The sequence below is a fragment of the Bradyrhizobium sp. 61 genome (genome assembly GCF_023073075.1).
In the GTDB taxonomy this organism is placed as follows: Bacteria; Pseudomonadota; Alphaproteobacteria; order Rhizobiales; family Xanthobacteraceae; genus Bradyrhizobium; species Bradyrhizobium barranii.
Genome location: NZ_JADPIU010000035.1, coordinates 81,675 through 104,204, shown reverse-complemented (window position 1 = coordinate 104,204; position 22,530 = coordinate 81,675). Strand labels below are relative to the sequence as shown.

General features: G+C 64.0%; 20 protein-coding genes. 3 read left to right on the top strand and 17 right to left on the bottom strand.

The genetic code is table 11. From position 1 onward, the window contains the following. Positions 1–526: 526 nt before the first annotated feature. The 3 genes from IVB46_RS10890 (at position 527) to IVB46_RS10880 (ending at position 4,101) form a co-directional block, all read left to right on the top strand. Positions 527–2,953: a PAS domain S-box protein gene (locus IVB46_RS10890; protein WP_247305231.1), complete on the top strand. Its 2,427-nt coding sequence runs from the start codon at positions 527–529 to the stop codon at positions 2,951–2,953. Further along, positions 2,950–3,627 (top strand): response regulator transcription factor, encoded by a 678-nt coding sequence (locus tag IVB46_RS10885; RefSeq protein ID WP_085404624.1) that lies wholly within the window; start codon positions 2,950–2,952, stop codon positions 3,625–3,627. The genes IVB46_RS10890 and IVB46_RS10885 overlap by 4 nt, the downstream gene beginning before the upstream one ends. 87 nt (positions 3,628–3,714) lie before the next feature. Beyond that, a complete protein-coding gene (locus tag IVB46_RS10880; RefSeq protein ID WP_085404623.1) occupies positions 3,715–4,101 on the top strand; it encodes a response regulator in 387 nt (128 codons plus the stop codon). A gap of 79 nt (positions 4,102–4,180) precedes the next feature. Here IVB46_RS10880 and IVB46_RS10875 read toward each other — a convergent pair whose 3' ends face one another. The 17 genes from IVB46_RS10875 to eno all read right to left on the bottom strand — a co-directional run bounded on the left by IVB46_RS10875 (position 4,181) and on the right by eno (position 22,416). Next, on the bottom strand, positions 4,181–5,152 hold the full coding sequence (locus IVB46_RS10875) for a tripartite tricarboxylate transporter substrate binding protein BugD (RefSeq protein ID WP_247305229.1): 972 nt from the start codon (positions 5,150–5,152) through the stop codon (positions 4,181–4,183). Between the two features lie 127 nt (positions 5,153–5,279). Beyond that, positions 5,280–6,521, bottom strand: a complete 1,242-nt coding sequence (locus IVB46_RS10870) for a threonine synthase (protein WP_135213765.1) — start codon at positions 6,519–6,521, stop codon at positions 5,280–5,282. Positions 6,522–6,663: 142 nt separating this feature from the next. After that, complete coding sequence (gene lpdA / locus IVB46_RS10865; RefSeq protein WP_071913552.1) at positions 6,664–8,085, bottom strand: dihydrolipoyl dehydrogenase; 1,422 nt, start codon at positions 8,083–8,085, stop codon at positions 6,664–6,666. A 17-nt stretch (positions 8,086–8,102) separates the two neighbouring features. Next, on the bottom strand, positions 8,103–8,336 hold the full coding sequence (locus IVB46_RS10860) for a hypothetical protein (protein ID WP_085404620.1): 234 nt from the start codon (positions 8,334–8,336) through the stop codon (positions 8,103–8,105). An 8-nt stretch (positions 8,337–8,344) separates the two neighbouring features. Continuing rightward, the gene (locus tag IVB46_RS10855) at positions 8,345–9,688 is read right to left on the bottom strand and encodes a pyruvate dehydrogenase complex dihydrolipoamide acetyltransferase (RefSeq protein WP_247305225.1); all 1,344 of its coding nucleotides are present in this window, start codon (positions 9,686–9,688) and stop codon (positions 8,345–8,347) included. Between the two features lie 57 nt (positions 9,689–9,745). Then, positions 9,746–10,198: a nucleoside deaminase gene (locus tag IVB46_RS10850; RefSeq protein ID WP_014495015.1), complete on the bottom strand. Its 453-nt coding sequence runs from the start codon at positions 10,196–10,198 to the stop codon at positions 9,746–9,748. 2 nt (positions 10,199–10,200) lie between these two features. Next, entirely contained in the window at positions 10,201–10,503 is a 303-nt protein-coding gene (locus tag IVB46_RS10845; RefSeq protein ID WP_028149595.1) for a DUF5076 domain-containing protein, read from the bottom strand. Between the two features lie 3 nt (positions 10,504–10,506). Beyond that, positions 10,507–11,907 carry a pyruvate dehydrogenase complex E1 component subunit beta gene (locus tag IVB46_RS10840; protein ID WP_247305221.1) on the bottom strand — a complete coding sequence of 467 codons (1,401 nt, stop codon included), beginning with the start codon at positions 11,905–11,907 and terminating at the stop codon, positions 10,507–10,509. Between the two features lie 29 nt (positions 11,908–11,936). Then, positions 11,937–12,959 (bottom strand): pyruvate dehydrogenase (acetyl-transferring) E1 component subunit alpha, encoded by a 1,023-nt coding sequence (pdhA, locus tag IVB46_RS10835; RefSeq protein WP_247305219.1) that lies wholly within the window; start codon positions 12,957–12,959, stop codon positions 11,937–11,939. A 254-nt stretch (positions 12,960–13,213) separates the two neighbouring features. Continuing rightward, a complete protein-coding gene (locus tag IVB46_RS10830; protein ID WP_247305216.1) occupies positions 13,214–14,566 on the bottom strand; it encodes a glycerophosphodiester phosphodiesterase family protein in 1,353 nt (450 codons plus the stop codon). A 206-nt stretch (positions 14,567–14,772) separates the two neighbouring features. Next, positions 14,773–16,290: an aldehyde dehydrogenase gene (gene adh / locus IVB46_RS10825; RefSeq protein WP_247305214.1), complete on the bottom strand. Its 1,518-nt coding sequence runs from the start codon at positions 16,288–16,290 to the stop codon at positions 14,773–14,775. Positions 16,291–16,446: 156 nt separating this feature from the next. Continuing rightward, the gene (locus IVB46_RS10820; protein WP_247342722.1) at positions 16,447–17,406 is read right to left on the bottom strand and encodes a helix-turn-helix domain-containing protein; all 960 of its coding nucleotides are present in this window, start codon (positions 17,404–17,406) and stop codon (positions 16,447–16,449) included. Positions 17,407–17,622: 216 nt separating this feature from the next. Beyond that, positions 17,623–17,940: a septum formation initiator family protein gene (locus tag IVB46_RS10815; RefSeq protein ID WP_028149600.1), complete on the bottom strand. Its 318-nt coding sequence runs from the start codon at positions 17,938–17,940 to the stop codon at positions 17,623–17,625. 170 nt (positions 17,941–18,110) lie between these two features. Then, positions 18,111–18,662 (bottom strand): NAD(P)H-dependent oxidoreductase, encoded by a 552-nt coding sequence (locus IVB46_RS10810; RefSeq protein WP_063983076.1) that lies wholly within the window; start codon positions 18,660–18,662, stop codon positions 18,111–18,113. 190 nt (positions 18,663–18,852) lie between these two features. Beyond that, positions 18,853–19,848, bottom strand: coding sequence for an MBL fold metallo-hydrolase (locus IVB46_RS10805; RefSeq protein ID WP_247305208.1), 996 nt, complete (start codon positions 19,846–19,848; stop codon positions 18,853–18,855). Between the two features lie 110 nt (positions 19,849–19,958). Then, positions 19,959–21,098 (bottom strand): zinc-binding dehydrogenase, encoded by a 1,140-nt coding sequence (locus IVB46_RS10800; protein ID WP_071913536.1) that lies wholly within the window; start codon positions 21,096–21,098, stop codon positions 19,959–19,961. A 34-nt stretch (positions 21,099–21,132) separates the two neighbouring features. Then, a complete protein-coding gene (eno, locus tag IVB46_RS10795) occupies positions 21,133–22,416 on the bottom strand; it encodes a phosphopyruvate hydratase (RefSeq protein WP_085404746.1) in 1,284 nt (427 codons plus the stop codon). Positions 22,417–22,530 lie beyond the last annotated feature (114 nt).

Genomic DNA, 22,530 nt, shown 5'->3' with positions numbered 1-22,530 from the left:
CGCTACAGACAGCGCAAGCTTTTACGGCAGGGCCACGCTCGGAGTGTTCAGGCGTATCGCACATCATGCTCTGCTCCCGGCTCTCATGGTCGTGGCTTCGCGCGTACGCTGACGCCCGACCATCCACGCTCGTTACTGAAATGCGGCCTCTCAATCGCGACCAGCCAATCGTGCAGCAGGTCGGGCAATGGACGCGGAGCCATCAGCAGCACATCGAGCTAATCGCCGGCTTGTGGCCTTGCACATCGCGTCCCTTCGATGGTTGTGAGACTAGTCCGCATGCAACGGACGACTCAATTGTACGGAGGTAAATGTGCGCTATGACTTGGGATGCGCGAGCTATACGTAGGTTTGTCCCGTAGTTTTCCGGGCCTTCGCCGCACCTTCGCAACGAGACGGCGCAAGGCCGGCAGGCTGCACGGCTGCCGCGAGTTTCGGCGCGGAGTCTACTTTGGTCGGAGGGAATTGCTCCCCTGATTGCAAAGTGCTCTACTTGCTTCGACCCCTGCGAGCCGGGACGCCCGCGATGATGCCTGGCCAAATCGCGAAATTTGGTAATTCGGCCGCACAATTGCTGCTCGGCGGCCTCGCGGCGCTTCGATCTTTCGGCACCGGCGAGAAGGAAAGTTCCGCGGTCGGTGATGACTCGCGACAGGACATCGTCGATCTACGCGACGCCGTGAAGCAGTGGCGCGAGGTGTTCGAGCATAATCCGGTCATGTATTTCATGGTCGATCCGGCCGGGACGGTGCTCAACGTGAACACGTTTGGCGCCGCACAATTGGGTTACACGGCGACCGAGTTGACCGGCCAATCCGTGCTGAACGTCTTTTTCGAGGAAGACCGCGACTTCGTCCGTCAATGCGTAGGGTTGTGCCTGGAAACCGTGGACCAGTCGCACACCTGGGAGATTCGCAAGATCCGCAAAGACGGCTCGGTTCTCTGGGTCCGTGAAAACGCCAAGGCGATGCTGCGCGGCGACGGCACGCCGGTCGTGCTGGTCGCCTGCGAAAACATCACCCAGCGCAAGGAGGCGGAGGATGCGCTGCGGCAGAGCGAGGCCTACCTCGCCCAGGCTCAGGAACTGAGCCGCACCGGCAGCTTCGGCTTGAGCCCCACGACCGACGAGATCTTCTGGTCGAGGGAAACGTTTCGCATTTTCCAATGTGACCCGGCCATGCAGCCGAACCTGGGCTTCGTGTTTCAGCGCATCCATCCGGAGGACCGCGATGCGGTCCGCAAGACCCTTGATCGAGCTTTCCGCGAGGCGGAGGATTTCGACCATGAATATCGCCTGTTGATGCCGGATGGATCCATCAAATATCTCCATTCCGTGGCACGCGCGGTGAGACGTGCATCCCGGCGCATCGAGTTCGCCGGCGCTGTCACCGATGTCACGATTGCAAAGGAAACAGAGAAGAGGCTGCGCCGCAGTGAGGCCTATCTGGCCGAGGCCCAGCGCCTCAGCCATACGAGCAGCTGGGCCTGGGACGTGCGTCGTCAGGAGTTTGCCTACCGATCGGCTGAACTCTACCGCCTGTTCGGATTTGAGCCGGACCAGATCGATGTCCCGGCGCGGGCTTTCCAGCAACGGATTCTCGCCGATGACTTTCGACGAATTGCCGACGTGGAACGTCGCGCAATCCACCAAGGGGAGCCCTTCGAAATCGACTTTCGGATTGCGCGTCCGGACGGTTCGATACGACGTGTCCATACGGAGGGACACCCTGTGAAAGGCGGCGATGGCGATGTGATGGAAATCATCGGCACGCACGTGGACGTCACCGAGCAGTTCGCCGCAAAAGAAGCACTGCAAAAGGCCTTTGACGAGCTCAAGCAATCCGAGCAGCGCTTCCGCGACTATGCCGAAACCGCATCGGACTGGTTTTGGGAGACTGGGCCGGATCACCGCATCACCCGGATATCGGAACACGCCGACACGGCCAGTCCGGTGCCGACCGGCTTGATCGGGCTGACCCGTTGGGACATTCCGCCCGATGCCGAGTTCGAGCCCGAGAAATGGGAGCAGCATCGCACGGCGCTCGATGCCCACCTTCCGTTCCGCGACCTGGTTTACCGCAGCAGGGATCGCAACGGATCTCAGATTTACGTGCGTACCAGCGGCAAGCCCTTCCATGACGAGAATGGTAACTTCCTCGGCTATCGTGGCGTCAGCAGCGATGTGACGGCGGCGATCCGCACCGAGCAGGCCGAAGATGCCCTGCGCAAAGCGCAAGCCGAGCTCGCGCATGTCACGCGCATCACGACGCTCGGCGAGCTCACCGCCTCGATTGCCCACGAAATCAATCAGCCGCTCGCCGCCGTCATTTCCAATGCCGACGCCTGCATCGGTTGGCTCGGCCGCGACCCGGCCGATCTCGACGCTGCGCGCCGTTCCGTCGAATGGATCGTCGAGGACGCCAATCGGGCCAGCGAGGTGATCCGCCGGATCCGGGCGCTCGCGAAAAAGACCGAAATCGAGATGGTCCCAGTCGACATCAATCAGGTCGTGAGGGAGGTGATGGCCCTCGTTCGGCGCGAGCTCGCTACCCATGCCGTGTCGGTGCGGATGGAGTTGTCGTCCGGCCTGCCCAGCATTTGCGGCGATCGGATTCAGCTCCAGCAGGTGCTGATCAACCTCGTCATGAACGGGATCGAAGCCATGCAAGCCAATGTCGAGCTCCCGCGCGAGCTGGCAATTCGCTCCAGTCGGGACGGCGACGAGCACCTGCTCCTTACCGTGACGGATCGCGGTGTCGGCCTTGACAGCGACGTGACAGACCGCATGTTCATGCCGTTCTTCACCACAAAGTCGAGCGGCCTGGGGATGGGACTATCGATCTGCCGATCGATCATCGAGGCTCACGCAGGCCGGCTTTCGGCATTTCCAAATGAGGGGAGCGGTGCAACATTCCAGATTGCCCTGCCCTTCCCACACGAGGCCGCGTCGTGACCGACCACGCCAAGCCAACGCAGGCGCAGGCACAGGCGGGGGCCGATGATCCGATCGTCCTGATCGTCGATGACGATCCGTCGATGCGGCGTGCGCTCACCAATCTCTTCCAATCGGTCGGCCTCAGGGTGGAGGCCTTCGGCTCGGCGGCGGAGGTCATGGAAGCCAAGCCGCCGGTGGTCCCCAGTTGCCTCGTGCTCGACATCCGCCTGCCCGGCTCGAGCGGCTTCGACCTCCAGGCGGACCTCGTGAAGGCCGACATTCGCACGCCTATCATCTTCATCACCGGTCATGGCGATATCCCCATGACCGTCCGGGCCATGAAGAGTGGCGCCATCGATTTTCTGACCAAGCCGGTGCGCGACCAGGACATGCTGGACGCGGTCCAGGCTGCGATCGAACGCGATCGCAAGCGGCGCGATGCCGAGAAGTCGGTGTCGAGCGTGCGGACTCGCTTCGAAGGCCTGACGCCGCGTCAACGCGACATTCTCGCCCTGGTTGCGTCCGGCCTGATGAACAAGCAAGTCGCTGCCGAGCTTGGATTGGCTGAGATTACCGTCAAGATCTATCGCGGGCAGATCATGCGGAAAATGGGTGCGAAGTCATTGGCCGATCTCGTCAGAATGACCGAGGTGCTCGGAATTCCACGCCCGGGGGGAAAGGTGCAAACCTAAGTATGCTTTCCAAGGTCGCTCCGGGGGCCCATTTTCCGATGGGCGGCTGCGCCGCGCGCGGCCGCTCCCCGATCAGGAGCGATCATCTTGTCAGTCCCTTCGGTCATTTCCGTCATTGACGATGATCCATCCGTCCGCCTTGCGACCAACAATCTGCTGACGTCGCGGGGATACACCGTCTACATCTTTGGCTCCGCTCTCGAATTTCTCCAGTCGGCCGAACTGAGGACGACGTCCTGCGTGATCGCGGATGTGCAGATGTCGGTCATGAGCGGCGTTGATCTCCTGATGCATATGCGCGGCCTTGGTCACCGCACGCCGTTTATCTTCATGACCGCCTTTCCCGACGATGCCGTGCGCGACCGCGCACTGAAAGCAGGCGCCATCTGCTTTCTCGCGAAGCCGTTTTCCACGCCGGCTCTGATGAATTGCCTGGAGACGGCCCTGTCGAAGCACAGCGAAGCCAAGACGTAACGCGGCGCCGCGTGAACCTGATTGTTCCACAGGGTGCGGCCACTTGACGTTGTGGCCGCATCCGAAGAGGCAATCCGCCTCAATCCACCTTGATGTCGGCGGCCTTGACAATCGGCCACCATTTTGCGATTTCCGCCTTCTGGCGCGCGCCGAGCGCTTCGGGCGTGAGCTGGTCCTTGGGCGTCATCTCGAGGCCCTGGCTTTCGAGCTGCTTCTTCACGGCGGGATCGTTCAGCGCTTCCACGGCGGCCGCATTGAGCCTGGTGACGATCTCCTTCGGCGTCCCCTTCGGCACCCACAGGCCCGACCACAACGTCATGTTGAAGCCTTTCAGCCCCGCCTCGGCTGCCGTCGGAATGTCCGGCGCCGACGAGAGCCGCTTGTCGTCGGTAATGGCATAGGCGCGGATCGTGCCGGCGCGGACCTGGTTGATGGAGTTGGAGGTCTGATCGATGATGACGTCGATCTGGCCGGCGATGAGATCGTTCAGCGCGGGCGCCGTGCCGCGATACGGCACGTATTGCAGCTTGATGCCGCTGACGCTCTCGAAATAGACACCGGCGATATGGCTGCCGGAGCCCGCGCCGGCGGTGCCGGCGGTCGGCGGCGACGGCCGCGACTTCAGCCACTCGATGAGCTCCTTCAACGAGGTCGCGGGCACCGCGTTCTTGCTCACCACGATCATCGGATTGCTCGGCAGCAGCACCACCGGCTCGAGATCGGCGACGAGGTCGTATTTGAGCTTGTAGACGGCGCCGTTGGCAACGTGGGTGCCGAGATGGCCGAAGGAGATGGTGTAGCCGTCCGGCGCCGATTGCACGGCGCGACCGACGCCGATCGAGCCGCCCGCGCCCGTGACATTCTCGATCACCAGCGGCTGGCCGAGCGTCACCCGCATGCGCTCGGCGAGCACGCGCGCCATCGCATCCGACGGGCCGCCGGCGGCAAAGGGAACGATGACGGTGATGGGATGCGAGGGATAGTCGTCGGCGCGCGCGGCGCCGGTCACAGCGAGAATACCGAGCAGCCCAGCCCAGATGGCCTTCTTCATTGTCTTCTCCCCAGCGATGTCTTTGTTGTTTTTTGTGCCCTCCCGCGTACGGGAAGAGGGATCGGTCGTGAAGAGACGAAATGACGCGCCAGAGCGCGATCATCGCGCTCCGGCGGTCTGGTCGTGCCTAGAACTGCGTGTAGTCGATCGGCTTGTGGCGATCGAGCGTGCGGGTCACCGGCGGCAGCGGGTATTTCAGGCCGGTCGCGCAGTTGAACAGCATCACGCGGTCGGTCTTGCTGACGCGGCCGTCGGCAAGGCTGTCCTTGTAGGCGGCGTACGTGGCGGCACCCTCGGGGCATAGGAGCAGCCCCTCCTCGCGCGCGACCTCGTTCAGCGCCGCCGAGATCTTGTCGTCGTCCACCGCAATGGCAAAACCCTTGCTCTCGCGCACCGCGCGCAGGATCAGGAAATCGCCGATCGCCTGCGGCACGCGGATGCCCGATGCGATGGTATGGGCATCCTCCCAGCGCGTGGCGTGCTCGGTGCCGGCGTCATAGGCCCGCACCATCGGCGCGCAGCCCGACGCCTGCACCGCGACCATGCGCGGGCGCTTGGAGCCGATGAACCCGATCTTCTCCAGCTCGTCGAAAGCCTTCCACATGCCGATCAGGCCAGTGCCGCCGCCGGTCGGATAGAAGATCACGTCGGGCACGTCCCAGCCGAGCTGCTCGGCGAGCTCCAGGCCCATCGTCTTCTTGCCCTCGATACGATACGGCTCCTTGAGCGTGGACGTGTCGAACCAGCCGACTTTTGCCTTGCCTTCGCCGACGATCTTGCCGCAATCGTCGATATAGCCGTTGACGCGATAGACGGTCGCGCCCTGAAGCTCGATCTCGCTGACGTTCACTTCCGGCGTGTCGGCCGGGCAGAAGATCGTGGTCTTGATGCCGCACGACGTGGCGTAAGCTGCGAGCGCCGCGCCGGCATTGCCGTTGGTCGGCATCGCCATGTGCTTGATGCCGAGCGCCTTGCCCATCGACACCGCCATCACGAGACCCCGCGCCTTGAACGAGCCGGTCGGCAGCCGTCCCTCGTCCTTGACGATGATCTCGCCGCCGCCAAGCCTAGCGCCGAGCTTCGGCAGCCGGATCAGCGGCGTCGTGACCTCGCCGAGCGAGACGATGTCCTTGCATTTGCGCACGGGCAAGAGCTCGCGGTAGCGCCACATGTCGCCAGGACGCTGGGCAAGCGCGTCCTTGGTCAGCGCCTTCTTCACGCCCGCGAGGTCGTAGCGCACCAAAAGCGGCTTGCCGGCCTTGGAGAGATTGTGGACCTGGTCGGCAGCGTAATGATCGCCCTCCATCGCGCATTCCAGGTGCGTGACGAAGGTCGGGCGTTCGATGGTGAGATTGTCGTTATCGTGCATGGGTTGGTTTCCTTCTTATTTTGCAAACGGCTCTCTGCTCGTCATTACGAGCACAGCGAAGCAATCCAGAATCTTTCCGCAGAGGCCGTCTGGATTGCTTCGCCGCGCTCGCAATGACGGCGGCGGGCGGCGATGGCGCCCATCAAATATTCAACACTCTTCCATACGCATCCAGCACGGCTTCCTTCATCATCTCCGACAGGGTCGGATGCGGGAACACTGTGTGCATCAGCTCTTCTTCTGTCGTCTCCAGGTTCATCGCGACCACATAACCCTGGATCAGCTCGGTGACTTCTGCACCGACCATGTGGGCGCCGAGAAGCTGACCGGTCTTCTTGTCGAAGATCACCTTGACCAAGCCCTGGTCTTCGCCGAGCGCGATCGCCTTGCCGTTGCCGACGAAGGGGAAACGGCCGACGCGGATCTCTCGGCCGCTTTCCTTCGCCTTGGCTTCGGTGAGGCCGACGGAGGCGACCTGCGGCTGGCAATAGGTGCAGCCCGGGATCAGGTTCTTGTCCATGGGATGCGGATGCAGGCCCTTGATGGCCTCGACGCAGATCACGCCTTCATGCTCGGCCTTGTGCGCCAGCATCGGGGGACCGGCGACGTCGCCGATCGCGTAGATACCGGGGACGTTGGTCTTGCCGTAGCCGTCGATGACGATACAGCCCCGGTCAGTCTTCACGCCGAGCTTTTCCAGGCCGAGATTCTCGATATTGCCGACGACGCCGACCGCCGAGATTACGCGCTCGAACTCGGTGGTGACGGGCTTGCCCTTACCGTCGTCGATGGTAGCGACGACGCTGTCGGCCTTCTTCTCCAGCTTCGTGACCTTGGTCGAGGACATGATCTTGATGCCCTGCTTTTCCAGACGCTTGCGGGCAAGGCCGGCGATCTCGGCGTCCTCGACGGGCAGGATCTGCGGCAGCACCTCGACCACGGTGACCTCGGAGCCCATGGTGTGGAAGAACGAGGCGAACTCGATGCCGATCGCTCCTGAGCCGACGACCAGCAGCGACTTCGGCATCTTCTCCGGCACCATCGCCTCGAAATAGGTCCAGATCAGCTTCTTGTCGGGCTCGAGCCCCGGCAGCACGCGCGGCCGCGCGCCGGTCGCAATGATGATGTGCTTGGCCTGGTACGTCCCCTCGCCCAGCGCGCCCTTGGGACCCTCGACGTCGGACTTCTTCACGGTGACCTTGCCGGGCGCGTCGATCGAGGCCGCGCCCCAGATCACGCTGACCTTGTTCTTCTTCATCAGGAAGCCGACGCCGTCGTTCAGCCGCTTCGAGACGCCGCGCGAACGCTGCACCACCGCCTTCGGGTCGAACGAGACCTTCTCCGCCGACAGGCCGTAATCCTTGGCGTGCTGCATGTAGTGGTAGATCTCGGCGGAGCGCAGCAACGCTTTGGTCGGGATGCAGCCCCAGTTCAGGCAGATGCCGCCGAGATAGGACTTCTCGACGATCGCGACCTTGAGGCCGAGCTGGGCGGCGCGGATCGCGGTGACATAGCCGCCGGGGCCGGAGCCGATGATGATGACGTCGAAGGATGTATCGGCCATGGCGGCTCCCGTTCAACTCAAGCGGTCGTTGCGCCGCGGGCGCGGCGATTGCGGATGTAGCTTCTGATCAGCCATTCCGAGAGAATGGCGGCCGCCATGACGGCGAAGATGGTGAGCGCGATCGGCGCCCATATGTTGCGCGACAGCGCCTCGCCGGCGAAGAAGGCGGAGTCAACGATGTCGCGGCCGAGCGGGCTGAGCGTGAGGATCAGCGAGACCAGCATCGAGATCCAGGGCCAGCGCGTCCTCATGCGCCATCTCAGACCATCATCATGACGGGATTTTCGATCAGCTGCTTGAACGCGCCGATCAGCTCGGCGCCGAGCGCGCCGTCGATGGCGCGGTGATCGCAGGACAAGGTCACGCTCATCATGTGCGCGATCTCGATCTTGCCGCCGCGGACGACCGGCCGCTCCTCGCTGGTGCCGACCGCGAGAATGGTTGCATGCGGCGGGTTGATCACGGCGGTGAAGTGGCTGATGCCGAACATGCCGAGGTTGGAGACCGCGGTGGTGCCGCCCTGGTATTCCTCCGGCTTCAGCTTGCGCGAGCGGGCGCGCGCGGCAAAATCCTTCATCTCGTTGGAGATGGTGGAGAGCGTCTTGGTCTCTGCCTTGCGGATGATCGGCGTGATCAGGCCACCGGGCATCGCCACGGCGACACCGACGTCGGAATGGTGGTGCTTGACCATGCCGCTTTCGGTCCAGCTGACGTTGCAGTTCGGGATTCTCTGGAGCGCAACGGCCATCGCCTTGATCACGAAGTCGTTGACCGAGATCTTGTAGAGCGGCTTCTTCTCCTTGTCCTTGGGAGCAGCCGCATTGATCTCCTCGCGCGCGGCGAGCAGCTTGCCGATATCGCAGTCGATGGTGAGGTAGAAGTGCGGGACGTTCTGGATCGACGCGGTCAGGCGCTGCGCGATCGTGCGGCGCATGCCGTCATGCGGCACGATCTCGTAGGAGCCGGGCTCGAACAGCGACAGGATCTGCTTGTCCGACATGGTCGGTGCGATCGAGGGCGCGCCGGACGGCGCAGCGGCAGGCGCCTTCAGACCCTTGCCGGACTTGGCTTGCTCGACGTCACGCGCCACCACGCGGCCGCGCGGGCCGGTGCCCGTCACCATCGACACGTCGATGCCTGCATCCTTGGCGAGACGGCGCGCCAGCGGCGATGAGAACACGCGGCCGCCATGGCCGTTGCTCTGCGCGGCCGGAACTGCGGCCTGCGGCGCCGGTGCGGCGGCAGGCGGCGCAGCCTTGGGCGCGGCTGCGGGAGCCGGCGCGGCGGCGGGCGCTTCAGCAGCTTTCGGAGGTGCGGCCGAGGCGCTGGGCTTAACGGCACCAGCCGCCTTCACGTCCTCGCCCTCGCCGGCGAGCACGGCGATCACGTCGTTGACCGGGACGTCCTGCGTGCCCTCGGGCACGAGGATCTTGGCGATCGTGCCTTCGTCGATCGCCTCGACCTCCATGGTCGCCTTGTCGGTCTCGATCTCGGCGATGACGTCGCCGGATTTGACCTTGTCGCCTTCCTTCTTCAGCCACTTGGCGAGGTTGCCCTTCTCCATTGTCGGCGAGAGAGCGGGCATCAGGATGTTGATGGGCATGCTGACCTCAAGAAGAACTTTGCAATACGTCGTCTCCGACAGCGAAGACGACCAGGTTTAGTTGCCGATGTCGCCCTGCCACAGGCGCTCGTTGGCAGGGATGGAACGCCAATTCTTCATCATGGTGATGGAGCGGTCGTCGGCAAGGTCGATCCAGGGGATGCCGAACTTGTCGAGGATGTCCTTGGAGCCCGGGAAGGTGACGGATTCTCCGATCACCACCAGCTTCACCTTGAACAGAGCGAGTGCGCCGGCGCACATCGAGCATGGCGACAGCGTGGTGTACATGACGGTGTCGTGGAACGAGATCACGCCGGCTTCGCGCAGGCAGCTCATCTCGCCGTGGAGGATGACGTTCTTTTCCTGCACGCGGTTGTTGTGGCCGCGGGCAATGATCTCGTTGCCGCGCGTCAGCACGGCGCCGATCGGCAGGCCGCCCTGCGCGATCGAGGCCTCCGCCTCGCGGATCGCCTCCAGCATGAAATCGAAATGATGGGCTTCGATCGCCACGATCAGTGCCCCTTCCCGCGCGGTGTCGTCGTGCCCGTATCGGTTGGCCGTTCAATCTCCGCCTGGAACATCTCGAGGATCCGGCTCAGCGCGTCCTCCTCGGTGTATTCGCTCTCGCGCGCATAGGCGCGCGCCGCGTGACGGGCGAGATCGACGAGCAGGAGGCCCCACATGTCGGGCTCCTCGAAGGCGCGCTGGAACGCCATCGACAGCCCGCCGTCCAGCACGAATACGCGCAGGATCTCGACCGCATCGTCGCGGGCGAGGACGTCGGGTGGCAATGGCTGCTCCTTCGGGCCCGCCATGATCTACCTGTAGCAGACGGCTTTGGCGGCCTCGACCACTTCGGCTGCCGACGGCAGCGCGAGCTTCTCCAGGTTCGCGGCATAGGGCATCGGGACGTCCTTGCCGGAGACGCGCGCAACCGGCGCATCGAGATAGTCGAAGGCGTTCTCCATGATGCGCGCGGCGATCTCGGCGCCGACGCCGCTCTGCGCCCAGCCCTCTTCAACCGTGACCGCACGGCCGGTCTTCTTGACCGAGTTGACGATGGTCTCGGTGTCCATCGGCCGCAGCGTGCGCAGGTCGATCACCTCGGCCTCGATACCGTCCTTGGCGAGTTCGTCGGCGGCTTTCAGCGCATAGGTCATGCCGTTCGACCAAGAGATGATGGTGACGTGGCTGCCCGAACGCACGATCCGCGCCTTGCCGATCGGGATCACGAAGTCATCGAGCTTCGGCACTTCGCCGGTATGGCCGTAGAGCACCTCGTTCTCGAGGAAGATCACCGGATTGGGATCGCGGATCGCAGCCTTGAGCAGGCCCTTGTAGTCCGCTGCGGAGAACGGCGCGACCACCTTGAGACCCGGGACGTTGGAATACCAGGACGAGTAGTCCTGGCTGTGCTGGGCGGCGACACGCGCGGCGGCGCCGTTCGGGCCGCGGAACACGATCGAGCAGCCCATCTGGCCGCCGGACATGTAGAGCGTCTTGGCCGCCGAGTTGATGATCTGGTCGATCGCCTGCATGGCGAAGTTGAAGGTCATGAACTCGACGATCGGCTTCAGCCCGGTCATGGCAGCGCCGACGCCGATGCCGGCAAAGCCGTGCTCGGTGATCGGCGTGTCGATGACGCGCTTGGCGCCGAACTCCTGTAGCAGGCCCTGGGTCACTTTGTAGGCGCCCTGATATTCAGCGACTTCCTCGCCCATCACGAAGACGTCGGCGTCGCGGCGCATTTCTTCGGCCATGGCGTCGCGCAACGCTTCGCGGATGGTCTGCGTCACCATCGCGGTGCCGGCGGGCACTTCCGGATCGGGCTCGGCAACGACCTGAGGGGCAGCCGCAGCCTTCGGCGCCGAGATCATCGGCTTGCCTTCGCCGACCGGCGAGCGGGATTCGGCGACTTCCTGCGCGACGCTCGGCGGCGGCGCGGCCGGCACCTTGGCTAGATCGGCGGCCGTCTCGCCATCGGCGAGAATGGTCGCGATCGGCGTGTTGACGGCAACGTCGGCGGTGCCCTCGGGGATCAGGATCTTGCCGAGCGTACCTTCATCGGTCGCCTCGACCTCCATGGTCGCCTTGTCGGTCTCGATCTCGGCGATGACGTCGCCAGACTTGATCGTCTCGCCCTCTTTCTTCAGCCACTTGGCAAGGTTGCCCTTCTCCATCGTGGGTGACAACGCGGGCATCAGCACCTGAATTGGCATATCGACTCCAAAAGAAAGCTTGCGCGCGTTCAGCGATAAATGTCGGTCCAGAGCTCGGCGGCATCCGGCTCGGGATCATGCTGGGCGAAGTCGGCGGACGCATTGACGATGTCGCGGACCTCGGCGTCGATCGTCTTGAGATCGGCCTCGCTCACCTTGGCCGCGAGCAGGCGGTTGCGCACCTGCTCGATCGGGTCCTGGTCGTGGCGGACTTTTTCGACCTCTTCGCGCGTTCTGTACTTGGCGGGGTCGGACATCGAGTGGCCGCGATAGCGGTAGGTCTGCATCTCCAGAATGAAGGGGCCCTTGCCGGCACGGCACCAGGCCGCCGCCTCCTCGCCCGCGGCCTTCACGGCGCGGACGTCCATGCCGTCGACCTGCATGCCGGGGATGTTGAAGGACGCGCCGCGCTTGGAGAAATCCTGCTGCGCCGAAGCACGCGACACCGAGGTGCCCATGGCGTAGCGGTTGTTCTCGATGACGTAGATCACCGGCAGCTTCCAGAGCTCCGCCATGTTGAAGCTCTCATAGACTTGGCCCTGGTTGGCCGCGCCGTCGCCGAAATAGGTGACGCTGACATTGTCGTTACCACGATAATGGTTGGCGAAGGCCAGACCCGTGCCGAGCGAGACCTGGGCGCCGACGATGCCGTGGCCGCCGTAGAAGTGCTTCTCCTTGCTGAACATGTGCATGGAGCCGCCCTTGCCCTTGGAATAGCCGCCGCGCCGGCCGGTGAGCTCGGCCATGACGCCGTTGGCCTCCATGCCGGTGGCAAGCATATGACCGTGGTCGCGATAGCCGGTGATGACCTGATCGCCCTGCTTCAGGGCCATCTGCATGCCGACCACCACGGCCTCTTGGCCGATATAGAGGTGGCAGAAGCCGCCGATCGCGCCCATGCCGTAGAGCTGGCCGGCCTTTTCCTCGAACCGCCGGATCAGGAGCATGTCGCGGAGCGCCTTGAGCTCCTGCTCTCTGGTGAATTCCGGGGGCGAACCGCCGTCGGTCTTGTCCTGTGGAGTGCTTGCGGCGGCTTTCTTGGGTGCGGCCATGGGAATTCCGGGTCAGAGAAAACTTCAGCCCTCTCTAACCCAAGTCAAACGCCCTTGGAAAGGACCGCGGCGGCATGGCGCGACTTTCATTATGCCGCACTGCAACGTGGCCGAAACTTTGCAAAACCTTTGGCGCCGATCGGGCAACTTTAGCTCACCGGTCAGCGAAGGGAACGTGAGCGGCCAACGCAGAGAAATCGGACGCGCTGTTTTGTATCCGAAATCCCACGCGCGTCCGATTCGCTGTGCCGGCCTTACCAGCCCAACTCGCGCAAATACGCCGCACGGGCGGCAACGCCGGTATGCGTGAAGTCGCTGAAGACCCCATCGACGCCGAGCCGGTAGAATTTGAGATATTCAAGGCTCGGGTCGCCGCGATAGTCGGCGGCAAGATACTTCTTCTCGTTCCGAAACGTGAAGACATGGACGAAAAGACCGAGCTTGTGCGCGTCCGCGACAAGGCTGGTCGCGTCCTGCGTCGAAGCCTCCGGCGTCGATCCCTTGTAGGGCGTGCCGTCGGCGTTGCTGTCCTTCCACGGCGCGATCTTGAGCGGAACGATATAGGCCTTCCACGGACCGATGCCCTCGGCATAGGTCTTGATCTCGGCAAGCCCCTCGGGCGTCAGCATCGCATCGTACAAGCGCGCATCGCCCGCAACCGTCCAGTCGAACGGGCGCGAATTCGTGATGTTGTTGAGGAGAACCTTGCCGGTTTTGAAGTCGATTCCGTTGCCGTCGACGAGTTGGACCTGCCGCGTCTGGAGGCCGTGGCTGCGCATATATTTCAGGCTGCCGGGTTCGAAGCTCTGGACCAGGATGGGAGCGTCCTTGGTGTTGAGGCCGTTATCCCCGATGATCTTGATCAGGGCATCCTCGAGCGGACGGCTGCCGGCCGCGCCGCAGCCATTGGCGATCGCCTGGGCATTGTTCCAGGTCGGGTTCTTGGTTTCGGGATAGACGAGGATGGTCCGCCCGGGCTCCTTGCTCTTGACCTTGGCGATGTCGATGACGTCCTGGAAGCTGATGATCGGGAGCTTTCCGTTGAAGACTTTCGGCCGTTCGTTGGCCGCGTCATAGGTGGTGCCGCCGATCCATTGCTTCAGCTCGGCCATGGTGAAATCGCTGATCGACCAATCGTTGGTATGATCCTCGCCGTCCACGATCAGCGACTTCAGCACCGATTTGGGATCGGCCGGATCGCTGAGATCCGTCAGGTAGTCGGCAGGCACGCCGGTGGCCGACGGGGCCTTGACGCGCACACCGGGCACGGTGCGCTTGCGGGCAGCGACGGCCGCATTGGTCTTCGCCACCTCGGCAATGTTGGTGTTGTCGCTCAGCCAGGGGTTATGACGCACGACCAGAACGCAATCCTTGGTCAGGTGCAAATCCTCTTCGAGCGCATCGGTCCCGAGCGCCGCGGCGAGGTCGTACGACGCCTCGGTCTCTTCAGGTACCAGGCCCGGCAGGCCGCGGTGTCCAAGGACCAGTGGCGCCTTTCCATCGATGGTCAGGAAGGGCTTGGCGCCAGCTGGCGCCGGGCCGGACTGTGCAACTGCCATCGACAAGGGCAGAACCGCCGCGCCGAACAGCATCGCTGCGACACCCATTGTCCGTCCTGAACGACTGTTCCGCATCACCAATCCTCCGTCTTTGCCCGGCATCGCTTCGAATGCCGCAGGCGCCGAACCGAATACGGTCGGCGCTGTCGTATTGTCTCAAGACTCTGACAGACGGATGACGACGGAGAGGGCAGCGCAAGGTTGCGCCGCCCTCTCCTGCCCGATCAGATCTTGCCCCATCAGATCTTGCCCGATCAGAAGAAGCCAAGCTTCTTCGGGCTGTAGCTGACCAGGAGATTCTTGGTCTGCTGGTAGTGATCGAGCATCATCTTGTGGGTCTCGCGACCGACGCCCGACTGCTTGTAGCCGCCGAACGCGGCATGCGCGGGATACGCATGGTAGCAGTTGGTCCAGACCCGGCCGGCCTGGATGGCCCGGCCGAAGCGGTAGCAGCGGTTGGCATCGCGACTCCAGACGCCGGCTCCCAGGCCATAGAGCGTGTCGTTGGCGATCGCGAGCGCTTCGTCATCGGTCTTGAAGGTCGTGACCGAGACGACGGGACCAAAGATCTCCTCCTGGAAGATTCGCATCTTGTTGTGGCCCTCGAACACCGTCGGCTGGACGTAGAAGCCGCCGGACAGATCGCCGCCGAGCTCGGCACGACCGCCGCCGGCCAGCACCTTGGCACCCTCCTGCTTGCCGATGTCGATATAGGAGAGGATCTTGGCCAGCTGCTCGCTAGATGCCTGCGCGCCGATCATGGTGTCGGCCGCACGCGGGTCGCCCTGCTTGATCGCGGCGACGCGCTTCAGCGCCCGCTCCATGAAGCGGTCGTAGATATCGGCGTGGACCAGCGCCCGGCTCGGACAGGTGCAGACCTCGCCCTGGTTCAGCGCAAACATCACAAAACCTTCTATCGCCTTGTCGAAGAAGTCGTCGTCCTCGGCGGTGACGTCGTTGAAGAAGATGTTCGGCGACTTGCCGCCGAGCTCCAGCGTGACCGGGATCAGGTTCTGGCTGGCATATTGCATGATCAGCCGGCCCGTCGTGGTCTCGCCGGTGAAGGCGATTTTCGCGATCCGCGGGCTGGACGCGAGCGGCTTGCCGGCTTCGAGGCCAAAGCCATTGACGATGTTGAGAACGCCGGGCGGCAGGAGATCGCCGATGATCTCGGCCCAGACCATGATCGAGGCCGGGGTCTGCTCGGCGGGCTTGAGCACGACGCAATTACCGGCGGCGAGCGCCGGCGCGAGCTTCCAGCAGGCCATCAGCAGCGGGAAGTTCCAGGGGATGATCTGGCCGACCACGCCGAGCGGCTCGTGGAAATGATAGGCGATGGTGTCGTGGTCGATCTCGCCGATCGAGCCTTCCTGTGCGCGCACCACACCGGCGAAATAGCGGAAATGATCGATCGCGAGTGGCAGGTCGGCGGCGCGGGTCTCGCGGATCGGCTTGCCGTTGTCCCAGGTCTCGGCAACCGCAAGGCGCTCCAGGTTCTCCTCCATCCGGTCGGCGATCCGGTTCAGGATCGCGGCGCGCTCGGCGACGCTGGTGCGTCCCCAGGCGCCCTTGGCGGCGTGCGCCGCATCGAGGGCGGCCTCGACGTCCTGCGCATCGGAACGCGCGATCTTGCAGACGATCTGGCCGTTCACCGGCGAGGCGTTGTCAAAATACTTGCCGGAGATTGGCGCGACGAATTTGCCGCCGATGAAATTGTCATAGCGTTCGGCGAAGGGATGCTGGGTGACGCCGAGGAATTCCACCTTGTTCATTGATCACTCCCGATGTTTGCTGTTTGCGCAATTCGTCGCGTGTTCACGACTTGCGCCAACGATGTCGCGGGAGCGTTTTCCTGTCAGCCCGGGCGTGAGCGATGGCCGGGGTAACCTGTCGCAGTTCTGCGACAGTCGTGGGCGAGGCAGGGGCCCTCAGTGCTTCAGCTCGAACCGCTTGAGCTTCCTGTGCAGCGTGGCGCGGCTGACGCCGAGGGCTTTGGCGGCGGCCGAAACATTGCCGCCCGCGCGCAGCAGCGCCCGCTGCAGCACCGCGCGCTGGCCGCTCGCAAGATGGTCATGCGCGGGTTCGCCGCCGAGGAGGTCAGCCGCGGGCACCGGCTGCAAGGGACGGCCGGGCGCAATCCCGAGTCCCACCCGCGCGGACCGGGTCGCGCCGACCACGAGATCATCCACATCGACCGCGACGAGGCCGCCGGCCTGGCCGTCCGCGCCTTGGGTCAGCACGATGCGGGCATGGGCGAAGGCGCGACGAAACAGATCAGCCTCGATGCGCCTCGCCGCCTCACCTGCCGCGAGCGCGATCAGATTGGAAAACGCATCGGTCCGGTCGGCGCGGCAGGAGGAGACGTCGAGCACGCCCGCAAACGCCGCCTCGTGGTCGTAGATCGGAACGGCGGTGCAGCTCAGAAGCGTGTTGCGGGTGAAAAAATGCTGGTCGCGGTCGATCGTCAGCGGGCGCTGCTCGACGACGCAGGTGCCGATGCCGTTGGTGCCTTCATGCTCCTCGCTCCAGAGCGCGCCGGTCCACAGGCCCCAGGATTGGAACGTCGCATCGTCCACCGCTGTGCCGCGGCGGTCGACCGGCACGCCCGCACCGTCGGCGAGCAGCACGCAGCAGCCGCTCGCGCCGACCGCCAGATAGAGCCGGTCCATCGCGCCTTGCGCGGCGGCGAGCAACGGCGCGACGCGCTCGCGCGCATGCCGCAACTCGACATCACTCAGCCGCATCGGCGCGCTGCGGCCGGCAGGATCGAGATGATGCAATCGGGACGAACGGCGCCATGAGGCCACCAGCGCGGAGCGCGCGGCCTGGCCTGACGCAATGGCGGCCTCGACGCGGGCCGCGTGATGCCGGGACATTGGCCCATTCATCACTGTTTCCTCCGGGTGGCAGTCTAGGCTGCGCCGGCATGGCCCGGTTGATCTGCGTCAACTCAGGCAGACGGCGGCAGAAGCCATGGGGCCGTTGCTGCGTTGCCGTCAAGGCGGCAGCCCGGTTCCAAGCCTAAGACTTTCGGTAGAATTGCTACACTGTCGCGGGATTTCGGCAGCGGCTTTCAATGCCGGTTTCGAATGCTGCGGAAAGCGCTACTTCGCCGGGATCATCCGAACGAGATCGTGCGGATTGACATAGTCGAGCTGATAGCGCGCCCGCTCGTCCAGCATGTCAGGATCGATCCGCGACGTCCGCAGCAGCGACACGCGCTGTTCGCTCTTCGCGCGCTCGCGCTTGAGCTGGGCCAGCTCGCTCGTCAGCGCGATGATCTCCTGGTCGAGTTCCTGGCGGGCGTTGAGACCGTATTTGCCTGTGTAGGCGTTGACGCCGAAATAGCCGACGATAGCGGCCGCCATCGCATAGAGGGCAAGGCCGGTCAGGATCGATTTCAGGCGCGCGCGGGAGACCATCTTGGGAAGATGCGGCAGGTTGGTTAAGGGAGTGCTAATCGCCCCCCTTCGCGTTCTAATCCATACCCCCCGCCGTCATGCCCGGCCTTGTGCCGGGCATCCACGTTCTTCGTCACCACGAGCCAAGACGTGGATGGCCGGGACAAGCCCGGCCATGACGAAGAAAAACCTCAGCCGTGGTGCTTGGCCACGTGGGCAGCAAACGCGTCGACATAGGCCTGGAGGACGGGCTTCAGAGATTCCTTGGTCAGGTTCCCCTCCGCATCGAAGGCATCGCCGACCGCGTTCAGATAGGTCTCGGGCTGCTGCAGGATCGGGCCGGCAATGCCCGGCAGGATGTTCTGCAGCGTCTTGGCGGCGCTGACGCCGCCGAGCGGGCCCGGCGAGTTCGAGATGATGCCGACCGGCTTGCCGTTGAACGAGCTCTTGCCATAGGGGCGCGAAGCGACGTCGATGGCGTTCTTGAGCACGCCCGGGATGGCGCGGTTGTATTCGGGGGTGACGAAGATCACGCCGTCCGACTTCTGCAGCTTCTCGCGGAAGGACAGCCAGTCCGCGGGCGGCGCGCCCTCGAGGTCCTGGTTGAAGAACGAGATGCCTGCCAGCGTGATGACCTCGAGCTTGAGCGAGGCCGGCGCGAGCTTTGCGAGCGCGTTGGCGACCTTCAGCGAGAAGCTGTCCTTGCGCAGGCTGCCGGCGATCACGACGATGTTGTAGGCCATGGATTGTCCTTGGGGGCTTGAGCGGAAGTTCCGGGGCGGCACTTAAGCGATCCCGGTCGATGGATGCAAGTGCATGAACCGGTCCCGTTTGGAAACGCTGAGTTTCGCGAAAGCAGATGGTCGCTACGATCCAAAAACAATCAGGCCGCCCGAAGGCGGCCTGATGTTTCTCGCAAACCCCTGGCCCGGTTCAGATCGTCGGATTCCAGGCCGACGGGATCAGGCGGTATTTCGCGCCGTCCTTCTCGACATGCCCCACCGAGGGGAAGGTGAAGTGGAAGCCGATCACGGTCGCCTTCTCGGCTGCCGCCATGTCGTAGAATTTGTGGCGCGTCGCCTGCGCCATCGCGCCGTCGTTGTCGAACGCCACGTGCCAATCCGGATTGCGCAGGAAGAACTCCGGAATGTTGGTGACGTCAGATTGGATCAGCACCTTCTTGTCGCCAGAGGCCACCGCGAACGAGGTATGACCCGGCGTATGGCCGGGCGTCGCGATCGAGGTGATGCCCGGGGCGACCTCCTTGCCCCACTCGTATTTCGTGACCTTGGATTCGAGGCTGGCAAAGGTCTTCTTCACGTTGGCGAAGTAGTTCTTCGTCATGTCGTTCGGAGCCTTGGCCACGTTCTCGTCGCTCGCCCAGAACTCCCAATCCTTCGCCGGCACCATGATCTCCGCATTCGGGAACGCGAGCGCGCCGTCGGCGAGACGAATGCCGTTGGTGTGATCAGGATGGAGATGCGACAGCAGCACGACGTCGATGTGCTTCGGGTCGACGCCGGCAGCGGCGAGGTTCTGCAGCGTACGGCCGACCGCGCCCTTGCTCGGCTCGAGATTGGCAACGCCGTTGCCGGTGTCGATCAGGACCAGCTTGGAGCCGGTGTTGATGAGCTGCGGATTGAACGGCACCGTGACCATGCCTTTCGGCATGTACGCCGCCTCGCCCGCGGCCAGCGCTTCCTCCTTCGGCAGGTTGACCACGAACTTGTCCGGCATCGGGAAGGTGCGCGCGCCGTCGTTGATCGAGGTGCACTCGTAGCTGCCGACCTTGTAGCGATAGAAGCCGGGCGCCTGCGCCCCGCTTGGCGGCACCGAGGCACTGGCAGTGGTCGGTCCAAGTCCGGTTACGGCCGCCGCGCCCATAGCGGCAGCGCCCGCGAGCAGGTCGCGGCGATTCAGATCAGTCATGGAAGTGTCCCCTTCTTTGCTTGCGGTTGCCCCGCTTTCAATTGCGGCGCAAATGTTCCCGCGCTTCGCTCAGAAGGCAAGTCCTTCTTTGGATGGTGTGCCGTGGCACATCACGAAGATTTATTTGGGTTGATGAGGAATTTTTCGCCGGTGGCCCGTTTGGCGTAGACCGCGATATTGGCGGGATCGAGCGCCTCCTGAAGCGACACCACCTTGGTGTAGTGGCTGGCGAAGGTCGTCTTCAATTCGTCGACGACGCGCTGGCGCAGCCTGGCTCCGTCCGCCTGCCCGATCTTCATCAGGAACGGAAACAGCAACCAGCCGCCGACGCCCCAGGCCATGCCGAAGCCGCGCGGCAGCTCGATCGGGCGGATGTCGAGCGCGCCGTAGACGTAGACCTGCTTGTGCACGTTGGAGCCGTAGCGGCTGTATTCCTTGGCGGTCTTGTTGATCGCGGCTTCCATGCAGTTGAGGATGTCGCCGGCCAGCTTGCCGCCGCCGATGGCATCGAAGGCGATGGTGGCGCCGGTCTCGACCAGCGCATTGGTGAGATCGCCGAGGAAGCTCGGTGCGGTGGAATCGACGACGTATTTGGCGCCGATCTTGTGCAGGATGTCGGCCTGCTCCTTGCTGCGCACGATGTTGACCAGCGGAATGCCGTCCTTGATGCAGATCTTGTTCAGCATCTGGCCGAGATTGGAGGCGGCCGCAGTGTGCACCAGCGCCTTGTGCCCCTCGCGCCGCATGGTCTCGGTCATGCCGAGCGCCGTGAGCGGATTGACGAAGCAGGAGGCGCCTTCGGCCGGCGTGGTGCCCGCCGGCAGCGGCAGGCACTCGCGCACTTTCAGCGTGCGGTACTGCGCGTACATCGCGCCGCCGATCATCGCGACGGTCTTGCCCATCAATGCTTTCGCGGCATCGGACGAGCCGGTCTTGATGACGACGCCCGCGCCTTCGTTACCAACCGGCATGGCTTCGTCGAGCCGGCCGGCCATCGCCCGCATCGCGCCCTCCGGCACCTTCGCGGTGATGACGGGAGCGTCCTTGGTGCCGGACGCTTTCGCCGTGCTCATATCGGCCGCGCCGACGAGGAGGCCGAGGTCGGACGGGTTGATCGGCGCCGCCTCGACGCGGACGACGACCTCGTCCGCCGCGGGCTCGGGAGTCGGCACGTCGACGAGCGAGATTTCCAGTTCACCGCTCTTCTTGATCAGCGAACGCAGTTGCAGTCCGGTCTTGCCGTCGCTCATGTCGATCCTCCCCTGTCCTAGCTGGAGCGCCGGCTTATGCCAGCGCCTTCAATGCCGCCTTACCGCCGTAGAGTGCCTGCTTGCCGAGCTGTTGTTCGATGCGCAGGAGCTGATTGTATTTGGCGGTGCGGTCGGAACGCGCAAGGGAGCCGGTCTTGATCTGCCCGCAATTAGTGGCGACCGCGAGGTCGGCGATGGTGGAATCCTCGGTCTCGCCGGAGCGGTGCGACATCACCGAGGTATAGCCGGCCTTGTGCGCCATCTCGACGGCAGCGAGCGTCTCGGTCAGCGTACCGATCTGGTTGACCTTGATCAGGATCGAATTGGCGCGGCCGGCCTTGATGCCTTCGGCCAGGCGCTTGACGTTGGTGACGAAGAGATCGTCGCCGACGAGCTGGCACTTCTTGCCGATGAGGTCGGTGAGCTCCTTCCAGCCGTCCATGTCGTCTTCCGACATGCCGTCCTCGATCGTCACGATCGGATAGCGCGACACCAGGTCTGCGAGGTACTTGGCCTGCTCGGAGATCGAGCGGGTCTTGCCCTCGCCTTCATAGACGTATTTGCCGTCCTTGAAGAACTCCGTCGAGGCGCAGTCGAGGCCGATCACGATGTCGGTTCCGGCCTTGTAGCCGGCCTTGCCGATCGCGTTCATGACGAATTCGAGCGCGGCGTCCGCCGACGGCAGGTTCGGGGCGAAACCGCCCTCGTCGCCGACATTGGTGTTGTGGCCGGCCTTCTTCAATTCCGACTTCAGGGTGTGGAACACCTCCGCGCCGTAGCGCAGGCCCTCGGCAAAGGACGACGCGCCCACGGGCAGGATCATGAACTCCTGGAAGTCGATCGGATTGTCGGCATGCACGCCGCCATTGATGATGTTCATCATCGGCACCGGCAACAGACGCGCCGAGGTGCCGCCGACGTAACGATAGAGCGGCATGTCGAGCGAGTTTGCGGCAGCCTTGGCGCAGGCAAGCGAGACGCCGAGGATGGCATTGGCGCCCAGCCGGCTCTTGTTCGGCGTGCCGTCGAGGTCGATCATGATCTGGTCGATCTGGGCCTGCTGCTCGGCATCGAGGCCGCTCAGGGCCTCGAAGATCTCGCCATTGACGGCGCCGACGGCCTTGGTGACGCCCTTGCCGAGATAGCGGGCCTTGTCGCCATCGCGCAGTTCCACCGCCTCATGGGCGCCGGTGGAGGCGCCCGACGGCACCGCGGCACGGCCGAGCGCACCATCTTCCAGCACGACGTCGACCTCGACGGTGGGATTGCCACGGCTGTCGAGAATTTCGCGGCCGATGATGTCGATGATGGCGGTCATGATGTGCACTTCCGTTCGTTAGGGCTGATCGGTGCCGGGGGTCTTACACGGGCCGCAAGCAAATGTGAACGCTCGGACGGCGTGCTTCGACTGACGCGTGAGCGGGCTCGGACT

Excerpts from the sequence above, each read along its gene's own strand:
- IVB46_RS10890 (WP_247305231.1), top strand. The coding sequence starts at position 527 with ATGATGCCTGGCCAAATCGCGAAATTTGGTAATTCGGCCGCACAATTG.
- IVB46_RS10875 (WP_247305229.1), bottom strand. The coding sequence starts at position 5,152 with ATGAAGAAGGCCATCTGGGCTGGGCTGCTCGGTATTCTCGCTGTGACC.
- IVB46_RS10870 (WP_135213765.1), bottom strand. The coding sequence starts at position 6,521 with ATGCACGATAACGACAATCTCACCATCGAACGCCCGACCTTCGTCACG.
- lpdA (WP_071913552.1), bottom strand. The coding sequence starts at position 8,085 with ATGGCCGATACATCCTTCGACGTCATCATCATCGGCTCCGGCCCCGGC.
- IVB46_RS10860 (WP_085404620.1), bottom strand. The coding sequence starts at position 8,336 with ATGAGGACGCGCTGGCCCTGGATCTCGATGCTGGTCTCGCTGATCCTC.
- IVB46_RS10855 (WP_247305225.1), bottom strand. The coding sequence starts at position 9,688 with ATGCCCATCAACATCCTGATGCCCGCTCTCTCGCCGACAATGGAGAAG.
- IVB46_RS10845 (WP_028149595.1), bottom strand. The coding sequence starts at position 10,503 with ATGGCGGGCCCGAAGGAGCAGCCATTGCCACCCGACGTCCTCGCCCGC.
- IVB46_RS10840 (WP_247305221.1), bottom strand. The coding sequence starts at position 11,907 with ATGCCAATTCAGGTGCTGATGCCCGCGTTGTCACCCACGATGGAGAAG.
- pdhA (WP_247305219.1), bottom strand. The coding sequence starts at position 12,959 with ATGGCCGCACCCAAGAAAGCCGCCGCAAGCACTCCACAGGACAAGACC.
- IVB46_RS10830 (WP_247305216.1), bottom strand. The coding sequence starts at position 14,566 with ATGGGTGTCGCAGCGATGCTGTTCGGCGCGGCGGTTCTGCCCTTGTCG.
- adh (WP_247305214.1), bottom strand. The coding sequence starts at position 16,290 with ATGAACAAGGTGGAATTCCTCGGCGTCACCCAGCATCCCTTCGCCGAA.
- IVB46_RS10820 (WP_247342722.1), bottom strand. The coding sequence starts at position 17,406 with ATGAATGGGCCAATGTCCCGGCATCACGCGGCCCGCGTCGAGGCCGCC.
- IVB46_RS10815 (WP_028149600.1), bottom strand. The coding sequence starts at position 17,940 with ATGGTCTCCCGCGCGCGCCTGAAATCGATCCTGACCGGCCTTGCCCTC.
- IVB46_RS10810 (WP_063983076.1), bottom strand. The coding sequence starts at position 18,662 with ATGGCCTACAACATCGTCGTGATCGCCGGCAGCCTGCGCAAGGACAGC.
- IVB46_RS10805 (WP_247305208.1), bottom strand. The coding sequence starts at position 19,848 with ATGACTGATCTGAATCGCCGCGACCTGCTCGCGGGCGCTGCCGCTATG.
- IVB46_RS10800 (WP_071913536.1), bottom strand. The coding sequence starts at position 21,098 with ATGAGCGACGGCAAGACCGGACTGCAACTGCGTTCGCTGATCAAGAAG.
- eno (WP_085404746.1), bottom strand. The coding sequence starts at position 22,416 with ATGACCGCCATCATCGACATCATCGGCCGCGAAATTCTCGACAGCCGT.